Below are 7871 nucleotides of genomic sequence, written 5' to 3'. Positions count from 1 at the left end.
GGGGGGCGTCGCGCGGGGCGGCGAGGCGCTGGTGCGGCTGGGCCAGCCGGCGCAGCGCGACCTCCGCCGCGTCCAGCGCGGCGCGGGCGCGGCCTTCGGCTTCCTCGGCCTCGGCGGCGGCGCGCCGGGCCGCTTCGTGGCGGGACTGCGCCGCGCCACGCTCGGTTTCCATCGCCGCGAGCGCGGCCTCGGCGGCGGCCAGGGCCGTCGCGGCCGCGGTGGCGGCGCCGGCGGCGGCATCCAGCGCATCCTGCGGCACGCGCGCCGCCTCCGCCGCCCCCTGCTCGCCGGCGAGCCGGTTGCCCTGCTCGGCCAGGCGCCGCGCGCGGTTCGCCGCATCGCTCTCGGCGCCGGCCAGCGCGGCGGCCTGGGCCGCGGCCTCGGCGGCGAGTTCGGTGGCGCGGTCCGCGGCGCGCGCGGCCTCCCGCACCGCCTCGGCGGCCTCGGCCTCGGCGGATTCGGCCGCGGCGGTGCGATCGGGCAGGCTCGCCGCGGCCTGCTCCAGCGCCTCGGCCTCGGCGGCGAGGCGCGATCCGGCGGCCTCGGCATCGGCCTGCAGCCGCGCGGCGTGGTCCAGGTCGCGCGCCAGGGCATCGCGCCGGCCGGTGGCGGCGGCCAGCGCCTCGCGCGCGTCATGTTCCTCGGCGTCGAGCGTCTCGGATTCGACGCGGCGGCGTTCCAGCGCGGTGCGGGCCAGCGCCTCCGCCTCGCGCGGGCCGGGCAGGCCCTGCTCGGCGGCGAAGGCGCGGCGCGCGGCGCCCTCGGCCTCGAACTCGGCCTCGCCGACCGCTGTGCGGGCGCGGTGGAAGGCCTCCTTGGCGGCGGCGAGCGTCGCCTGCGCGCGGGCGCGCAGGATGGCGAGCCATTCCACCTCGGCGCCGCGCACCAGGCCCGAGAGGTTGCGGTAGCGCGCCGCCTGGCGCGCCTGGCGCTGCAGCCCCTGCCGCGCGCCCTCCATCTCGTTCAGCAGGTCCTCGGCGCGGGCGAGGTTGTTCTCCGCCTGGCGCAGCTTGAGCTCGGCCTCGTGCCGGCGGGCGCGCAGCCCGGCGATGCCGGCGGCTTCCTCCAGCACGGCGCGGCGATCCTCGGGCTTGGCCTGGATCAGCGCCGCGACGCGGCCCTGGCTGACCATCGCGGAGCTTCGCGCGCCGGAGCCGATATCGGCGAACATGGTCTGCACGTCGCGCGCGCGCAGCTCCTTGCCGTTGACGCGGAAGGAGGAGCCGGAGCCGCGCTCGATCTTGCGGACGATCTCGAGGTCCGGCGTCTCGGCATTGGGCGGCGGCGCGAGGCCCATCGCCTCCTCGAGCGTCAGCGTGACCTCGCAGAAATTGCGGGAGGCGCGGGAGGCCGTGCCGGCGAAGATCACGTCCTCCATCTCGCCGCCGCGCATCGTGCGGGCGTTGGTCTCGCCCATCGCCCAGCGCAGGGCTTCCACGATGTTGGACTTGCCGCAGCCATTCGGGCCGACGATGCCGGTCAGGCCGGGCATCACCTCCACCAGCGTGGGCTCGGCGAAGGATTTGAAGCCGGCGATGCGCAGGCGCGTGAGGCGGGCGGTGCGCGCGGCCTCGATCTGCGCGGCGGAGCGGCCGGGCTCCTCCTCCTGCGGGGCCGGATCCTCGGCCGGCGGCGGCACCGCCTCCATTCAGCGCGTCTCGGCGACCAGGGAGGCGAAGCGGTCGAAGTCGATGTTCCCCGGCACGACGCGGCTGCCGAAGACGAAGGTGGGGGTGGAGCTGATGTTGAACTGCCGCTGCCCGGCCGCGCGCTGCTCCAGGATGGCACGCTGCAGCGGCGCGTCCACGATCGCCTTCTCGAAGGTGTCGCGGTCCATGCCGGCGAGCGCCGCCAACTTCCAGAGCTCGCCCTTCACATCCGCGTTGCGGTTGAAGGCCCAGCGGTCCTGGGTGGCGAAGAGGGTGGAGACGAAGGCGCTGTAGCGGTCCGCCGGCACGCTGCGCGCCAGCGCGGCGACGGCCAGCGCCAGCTGGTCCAGCGGGAAGTCGCGATAGACCAGGCGGATGCGGCCGGTGTCCACCAGCTGCTCCTTCACGCGCGGGAAGGTGTCGCGGGAGAAGGCGGCGCAATGGCCGCAGGTGAGGGAGAAGAACTCCAGCACCGTCACCGGGGCGTCGGGCTTCCCGATGGCGCGTTCGGCGAGGCGGGGGTCCTCCTGGGCGAGGGCCGCCGTGGTGGGCAGCACGAGCGCGCCGGTGGCGAGCGTGAGGAAGGAACGGCGAGGGGTCATCGGGCAGCCTCCGGCAAGGCGGGGTCTGGGACTCGGGGGGCGTCCCCTACCGGTTCCGATAGACGCCGCGGCCAAGCTTTTCCAGGGCCTCGCGCAGGTCGCCCGCCGGCAGGGCCGAAAGCCGCTCGGCGACGGGGGCCGGCAGGGGCGCGGCGGGGGCATGGCGGGGCGCGCCGGCCGGGCCGGAGGGGCCGGGCCTCGCCTGCTGCACGAAGCGCAGCCGCTCCACCGTCACCCGCCCGAGATGGCCGTTGATCCGGGCGATCAGCTCCGGCGCCAGGTGCTGCAGCTCCATCGCGACCGGCCCGGCGCAGGCGAGGGTGAGCGTGCCGGCCGAGAGGCGCAGCGGGCTGGTGACGGCGGCGAGCGCCGGCCCGACCACCTGCGCCCAGTCGGCCAGGAGCTGCGCGCCGGCCGGGGAGCGCTTGCGGAAGGCCGGGCGGGTGACGGCCGGGATCAGGCTGCCGAGCGGCAGGGGGGCTCCCGGAAATCGCCTTGCGTCGCCATCCTTCGCCACGCGTGAACCCTCCTGCCCAAGACCTGCTCGACTGGTACGACCGCCACCGGCGCGACCTGCCCTGGCGGGACGCCCCCTTGCGGTCGCCGGAGGGCGGAGGTCCCGAAGGGACCGAGCACCAGAGGCGTGAATCGCAAGGGCACGCAAGGCCCGACCCATACCGCGTCTGGCTGTCGGAGGTCATGCTCCAGCAGACCACCGTCGCCGCGGTGGGGCCGCGCTATGCCCGCTTCCTGGCGCGCTTCCCCGATGTGGCGGCGCTGGCCGCGGCGCCGTGGGAGGCGGTGGCGGAGGAATGGGCCGGCCTCGGCTACTACGCCCGGGCGCGCAACCTGCATGCCGGGGCGAAGGCCCTGGCGGCCGGCGGGTTCCCACGGGACGTCACGGGACTCCGCGGGATTCCCGGGATCGGCGCCTATACCGCGGCCGCCGTGGCGGCGATCGCCTTCGGCGTGCCCGTGGTGCCGACCGACGGCAATGTGGAGCGCGTGGCGGCGCGCATCCATGCCGTGGAGACACCGCTGCCCGCCGCGAAGAAGGCGCTGGATGCGCTGGCGAATCGCTGGATGGAGCAGGCGGCCGCCCGCGCCCGGCCGGGCGACTTCGCGCAGGCCCTGTTCGACCTGGGGGCGACGATCTGCACGCCGAGGCGCCCGGCCTGCGCGCTCTGTCCCTGGCGGGGCGCCTGCGCGGCGCAGGCGCAGGGCATCGCGGAGACGCTGCCGCGCAAGGCGCCGAAGGCCGTGCGGCCCGTGCGGTCCGGCGTGCATTTCGCGCTGATGGATGCTGCCGGGCGCCTGCTTGTGCGCCGCCGCCCGGCCGAGGGGCTTTTGGGCGGCATGCTCGAGATCCCCGGCACGCCCTGGCGCGAAGGGGTGTGGGAGAGGGCGGCGGCGCTGGTCCACGCCCCCCTGCCCGGCCTGCGCTGGCGGACGCTGCCCGGCGAGGCGCGGCACGGCTTCACCCATTTCGAGCTGCGCATGACGCTGCTGGCCGCGCGGCACGATGGCGAAGCACCGGCGGGTTTCGCCTGGATGGCGCCGGATGCGGCGCGCGCGGCGATGCCGACGGTGATGCGCAAGCTTCTCGCGCTGCTGGACGGCGCCGTCAGCCCGGGGTGATGGCCTCTTGCAGCGGCGCCGGAAGTCCGGCGAGCAGCGCGGGATCGGCGATGGCCGGAGGCGGGCCGGAGGCGACCAGGCGCGGCTCGGCGAGCTGCGTGTCGAGGATGCGCCACAGGTCGCAGGCGGCGGCGTAGCGCGCGAAATTGGCGCAGGCGCGCGGGAAGCGGCGCCGCGCATCGGCCTCCGGCACGGCATGGCCGCCGGCGGCGACGCGGTCGGCGATGCGGCGCAGCGCGAGGCCGACATCGGGCAGGATGCAGAACAGCAGGTTCACGCCGAAGCCGGCCACCTTCGCGCTCCGCACCGTGCGGAGATGGGTGAGGCCGGCGAGGGTGGTTTCGAGCGCGAAGCTGCGGCGGGCAGCGATGGTCTCGGCGCTGCGCGCCAGCACCGCGCGCGCCGCCGCGGTGGCGGTCTCGGCGTCCGGCGTCGGCGTCAGCGGTGAGAAGCCACGCGCGATCTCATCGAGGTTCACGAAGCGCTCGGTGCCGGCGACGGCCCGGAGGTAGCGCCGCGCATAGGTCGTCTTGCCGACGCCGTTCGGCCCCGCGATGAGCCAGAGGATCGGCACGGCCTCACCCACCTTGCGCCACCACCTCCTGCCGCAGCTCGTCGAGCAGGCGCAGCCTTCCGTCGCGCGTCTCCAGGAACCAGAAGGTCCAGCCGTTGCAGGAGGGCGCGGCCTGCAGCTCCGCGCCGACCTTGTGGATCGAGCCCGCCACCGCGCCGCAGCGCAGCGTGCCGTCGGCGCCCACAACCGCCTTCCAGCGCCGGTGGCGGTCGGTCAGCGTCGCGCCGGGCGGCACCAGGCCGCGTTCGACCAGCACGCCGAAGGCGATGCGCGGCTGCTCCCGCTTGGACGGCAGCGACAGCGCGGCGGCTTCCGGCACCGGCTCCACGGCACGCAGCCGATCCTCGGCGGCCGCCGCATAGCCGGGATCGCGCTCGATCCCGAGGAAGCGCCGGCCGAGCCGCTTCGCCACCGCCGCCGTCGTGCCCGTGCCGAGGAAGGGATCGAGCACGACCTCGCCCGGCATGGTGCAGGAGAGGATCACGCGGTGCAGCAGCGCCTCGGGCTTCTGGGTTGGGTGCAGCTTGCCGCCAGCGTCGTCGCGCAGCCGTTCCGCGCCGGTGCAGAGCGGGATGAACCAGTCGCTGCGCATCTGCAGCTCCTCGTTCAGCGCCTTCATGGCCTGGTAGTTGAAGCGGTAGCGGCTTTCCGGGCCGCGCGCCGCCCAGATCAGCGTCTCATGCGCGTTGGTGAAGCGGCGCCCCCGGAAATTCGGCATCGGGTTGGCCTTGCGCCAGATGACGTCGTTCAGGATCCAGAAGCCGAGATCCTGCATCGCCGCGCCCAGGCGGAAGACGTTGTGGTAGCTGCCGATCACCCAGATGGTGCCGTCCTTGCGCAGCACGCGGCGGCATTCCGCGAGCCAGTCCCGGGTGAAGGCGTCATAGGCGGCGAAGTCGGTGAAGCGGTCCCATTCGTCGTCCACCGCATCCACCACGGAGGTGTCGGGACGACGCAGCTCGCCCTTCAACTGGAGGTTGTACGGCGGATCGGCGAAGACCGCATGGACCGAGGCGGGCGGCAGGCGCCGCAGCGTCTCGATGCAGTCGCCGACCAGCACCTGGTCGAGCGGCAGGTCGAGACCCGTGCCCATCGTTCCGCCTGCACCCCCGCGCGAATCGGCCCGGCACCATGCGTTGCGCCGAGTCGCGGCGTCAATCGCCCCGCATCGCGAAGAGGCTCGCCTGGTCCACCGGCGCGAAGCCGCGGCGGTGATGCGGCGTGGGGCCGAGCCGGTCGAGGGCGGCGCGATGCTGCGCCGTGGCGTAGCCCTGGTGGCTGGCGAAGCCGTAGCCCGGCCAGCGCCGGTCGAGCCTCGCCATCGCGCGGTCGCGCACGACCTTGGCCAGGATCGAGGCCGCGGCGATCGAGAGGCAAAGCGCATCGCCGCCCACCACGCAGCGCACCGCGCAGGGCAGCGCGGGCGGCTGGTCGCCGTCCACCAGCGCGAGGTCGGGCGGCACGGGCAGGCGCGCCAGGGCGCGCGCCATCGCCAGCTGGCTGGCGCGAAGGATGTTGATGCGGCCGATCTCGGCGACGCTCGCCGCCGCCACCGCATAGTCCAGCAGGCCGGCGCGCGCGGCCTGGACCAGCGCATCGAAGGCGGCGGCGCGCTTCGTGGCGTTGAGCTTCTTGCTGTCGTCGATCAGAGCGGCGAGCGCGCGCGGCGGCCGGCGGCGAAAGACCACCGCGGCGGCGAGCACCGGCCCGGCGAGCGGTCCGCGCCCGGCCTCGTCCAGCCCGGCGACCCGCCCCCCATGCGCCGATTCGAGCGCGAAACTCGGCATGGCCCGCCATAGCGCGCGGCGCCGAGTCCTGGCGAGGGCAACCCGCCGCCCTGGCTGCGGCCGAGGGCCCGGCCGTGCCCTTCGCCATCCCGGGCGATCGACCGTCTGGCGGCCGCGCGCTCGGTGGCTGCGCCTTCCTCACCCACGCCGCCGGCGCGGTGCATGGCCCGCATGAGAGCCGGGACGGGGCGACGGTGCTGACCGTGCAGTCCTGGCCGTCAGAGCCCGGCGACTGCTGGACGAACATGGGCAGGAGCAAGCGCGCCGCACGGAAAGCGGGCGGACCGCGCGGGGTATTCCCGAGGCTACCGCGCCGCGTAGCCGCGGAGCCGCGCATACGCAGCGCGCTGCTCGGCACTCATCGCCTGCCGCATCTCGATATGCGTCGCCAGATGCACCTCCCGCAGGCGCCCCTGGAGCGCGCCGATCGCCGAGGTCAGCGCCGCCAGACCTCCGACATCGGCCGTGCCGCCGGCGAAGACTGCATCGAGCTCGCGTTCCAGCGCGACGATGCGCGCGCCGATGATGCGCGCCTCGCCGGCCATGCGCTCGCGCAGCGCCTCGGCGGCGGCGCGCTGCGACGGGCTGAGGCGGAGCGCCTCGGCGTGTTCCAGCACATGCAGCGGGCCGGGATAGCCGTTCAGCTCGGCTGCGAGCGCGAGACCCATGCCGCGGCCGGCCAACAGGTCGGCGAGCTGCTCCTCCGACAGCGACCGGATCTCGCGCCCTTCCAGCCCGGCATAGGGACGTGCCGGATCGGCTGCGGCGGAGGGCGGGCGATGGGCGCCATGCTGGTGCGGGCCGCCATGCTGCGCCGTGGCGGGCGCGGCGGAGAGCATGAGGGCGGCGACGAGGATGCGGACGGCTTTCATGGGCCGCCGACTAGCCCGGGTCGGCCACCGGCTCCTATGATCGCGGTCATATGGACCAGGCCTTCCTGCAAAGCCTCCCGCCCGGCACGTTGCGGCGCCTTGCCCAGGGCGAGGCGCTGTTCCGGGTGGGCGATCCGGCGGTCGGCCTCGTCGTCGTGCAGGCCGGGATGCTGGAACTGCTGCGCGTCTCGCCCGAGGGCCGGCGGCTGCTGCTGCACCGGGCCGGGGCGGGGGAGACCTTCGCCGAAGCCTCGCTGTTCGAAGGCCACCACCATTGCGATGCCGTCGCGGCCGCGCCGAGCGTGGTCACCGTCCATGGCGCGGCGGAGCTCCGGCGGGCCGCTTCGGCCGATGCCGAACTTGGCTGGCGTCTCGCCGCGCATCTGGCGGCGCGGCTGGTGGCGGCGCGGGCGCGGGTGGAGCGGCTGGCCTTACCGCATGCGGCGGACCGGCTGCTCGATGCGCTGCACGCCCTGCCGACGGAGCCCGACGGCGCGCGGCGGCTCGGCCGGTCCTGGAAGTCGCTGGCGGCCGAGCTCGGCCTCTCGCATGAGGCGACCTACCGCGCCCTGGCCCGGCTGCAACGCACAGGCGCGTTGCGGCGGGAGGGGCGCGACCGCGTGTGGCTGCCGCCCTTCGCGCGCGGCTGAGGCGCCCTACCCCACCCTTCGCTCCGCCTGCCGCAGCGCGGCGCAGAGGCGCGAAAAGGAATACCAGAAGGGTCCGTGCCCCTGCGCGCCCGGGCCGGG

General features: G+C 75.3%; 9 protein-coding genes. 2 read left to right on the top strand and 7 right to left on the bottom strand.

Translation table 11 applies throughout. From position 1 onward, the window contains the following. The 3 genes from AC1MIR_RS13125 to AC1MIR_RS13115 all read right to left on the bottom strand — a co-directional run. Window positions 1-1648, bottom strand: a 1648-nt coding sequence (locus AC1MIR_RS13125) for an AAA family ATPase (RefSeq protein ID WP_480028596.1), incomplete at its 3' end; no start/stop codon positions are given. After that, on the bottom strand, window positions 1649-2251 hold the full coding sequence (locus AC1MIR_RS13120; protein ID WP_480028595.1) for a DsbA family protein: 603 nt from the start codon (window positions 2249-2251) through the stop codon (window positions 1649-1651). Between the two features lie 46 nt (window positions 2252-2297). Further along, window positions 2298-2768, bottom strand: coding sequence for a DUF721 domain-containing protein (locus tag AC1MIR_RS13115; RefSeq protein ID WP_480028594.1), 471 nt, complete (start codon window positions 2766-2768; stop codon window positions 2298-2300). 182 nt (window positions 2769-2950) lie between these two features. Between AC1MIR_RS13115 and AC1MIR_RS13110 the strand changes: the two genes are divergently transcribed. After that, window positions 2951-3889 carry an A/G-specific adenine glycosylase gene (locus AC1MIR_RS13110; RefSeq protein ID WP_480028593.1) on the top strand — a complete coding sequence of 313 codons (939 nt, stop codon included), beginning with the start codon at window positions 2951-2953 and terminating at the stop codon, window positions 3887-3889. Here the strand turns inward: AC1MIR_RS13110 and AC1MIR_RS13105 are convergent. The 4 genes from AC1MIR_RS13105 to AC1MIR_RS13090 form a co-directional block, all read right to left on the bottom strand. Beyond that, complete coding sequence (locus AC1MIR_RS13105; RefSeq protein ID WP_480028592.1) at window positions 3876-4463, bottom strand: ATPase; 588 nt, start codon at window positions 4461-4463, stop codon at window positions 3876-3878. The genes AC1MIR_RS13110 and AC1MIR_RS13105 overlap by 14 nt on opposite strands. A 4-nt stretch (window positions 4464-4467) precedes the next feature. Continuing rightward, the gene (locus tag AC1MIR_RS13100) at window positions 4468-5556 is read right to left on the bottom strand and encodes a DNA methyltransferase (RefSeq protein ID WP_480028591.1); all 1089 of its coding nucleotides are present in this window, start codon (window positions 5554-5556) and stop codon (window positions 4468-4470) included. A 61-nt stretch (window positions 5557-5617) separates the two neighbouring features. Further along, entirely contained in the window at window positions 5618-6250 is a 633-nt protein-coding gene (locus tag AC1MIR_RS13095) for a ribonuclease HII (protein ID WP_480028590.1), read from the bottom strand. 305 nt (window positions 6251-6555) lie between these two features. Then, window positions 6556-7122: a Spy/CpxP family protein refolding chaperone gene (locus tag AC1MIR_RS13090; protein WP_480028589.1), complete on the bottom strand. Its 567-nt coding sequence runs from the start codon at window positions 7120-7122 to the stop codon at window positions 6556-6558. A 50-nt stretch (window positions 7123-7172) separates the two neighbouring features. Here AC1MIR_RS13090 and AC1MIR_RS13085 point away from each other — a divergent pair, with 50 nt between their 5' ends. After that, entirely contained in the window at window positions 7173-7772 is a 600-nt protein-coding gene (locus tag AC1MIR_RS13085; RefSeq protein WP_480028588.1) for a Crp/Fnr family transcriptional regulator, read from the top strand. The last annotated feature ends 99 nt before the right edge of the window (window positions 7773-7871 follow it).

The organism is Falsiroseomonas sp. RANM36 (genome assembly GCF_056682175.1).
This window is presented reverse-complemented; position numbering and strand designations above follow the sequence as displayed.

Excerpts from the sequence above, each read along its gene's own strand:
- AC1MIR_RS13120 (WP_480028595.1), bottom strand. The coding sequence starts at position 2,251 with ATGACCCCTCGCCGTTCCTTCCTCACGCTCGCCACCGGCGCGCTCGTG.
- AC1MIR_RS13110 (WP_480028593.1), top strand. The coding sequence starts at position 2,951 with ATGCTCCAGCAGACCACCGTCGCCGCGGTGGGGCCGCGCTATGCCCGC.
- AC1MIR_RS13100 (WP_480028591.1), bottom strand. The coding sequence starts at position 5,556 with ATGGGCACGGGTCTCGACCTGCCGCTCGACCAGGTGCTGGTCGGCGAC.
- AC1MIR_RS13095 (WP_480028590.1), bottom strand. The coding sequence starts at position 6,250 with ATGCCGAGTTTCGCGCTCGAATCGGCGCATGGGGGGCGGGTCGCCGGG.
- AC1MIR_RS13090 (WP_480028589.1), bottom strand. The coding sequence starts at position 7,122 with ATGAAAGCCGTCCGCATCCTCGTCGCCGCCCTCATGCTCTCCGCCGCG.
- AC1MIR_RS13085 (WP_480028588.1), top strand. The coding sequence starts at position 7,173 with ATGGACCAGGCCTTCCTGCAAAGCCTCCCGCCCGGCACGTTGCGGCGC.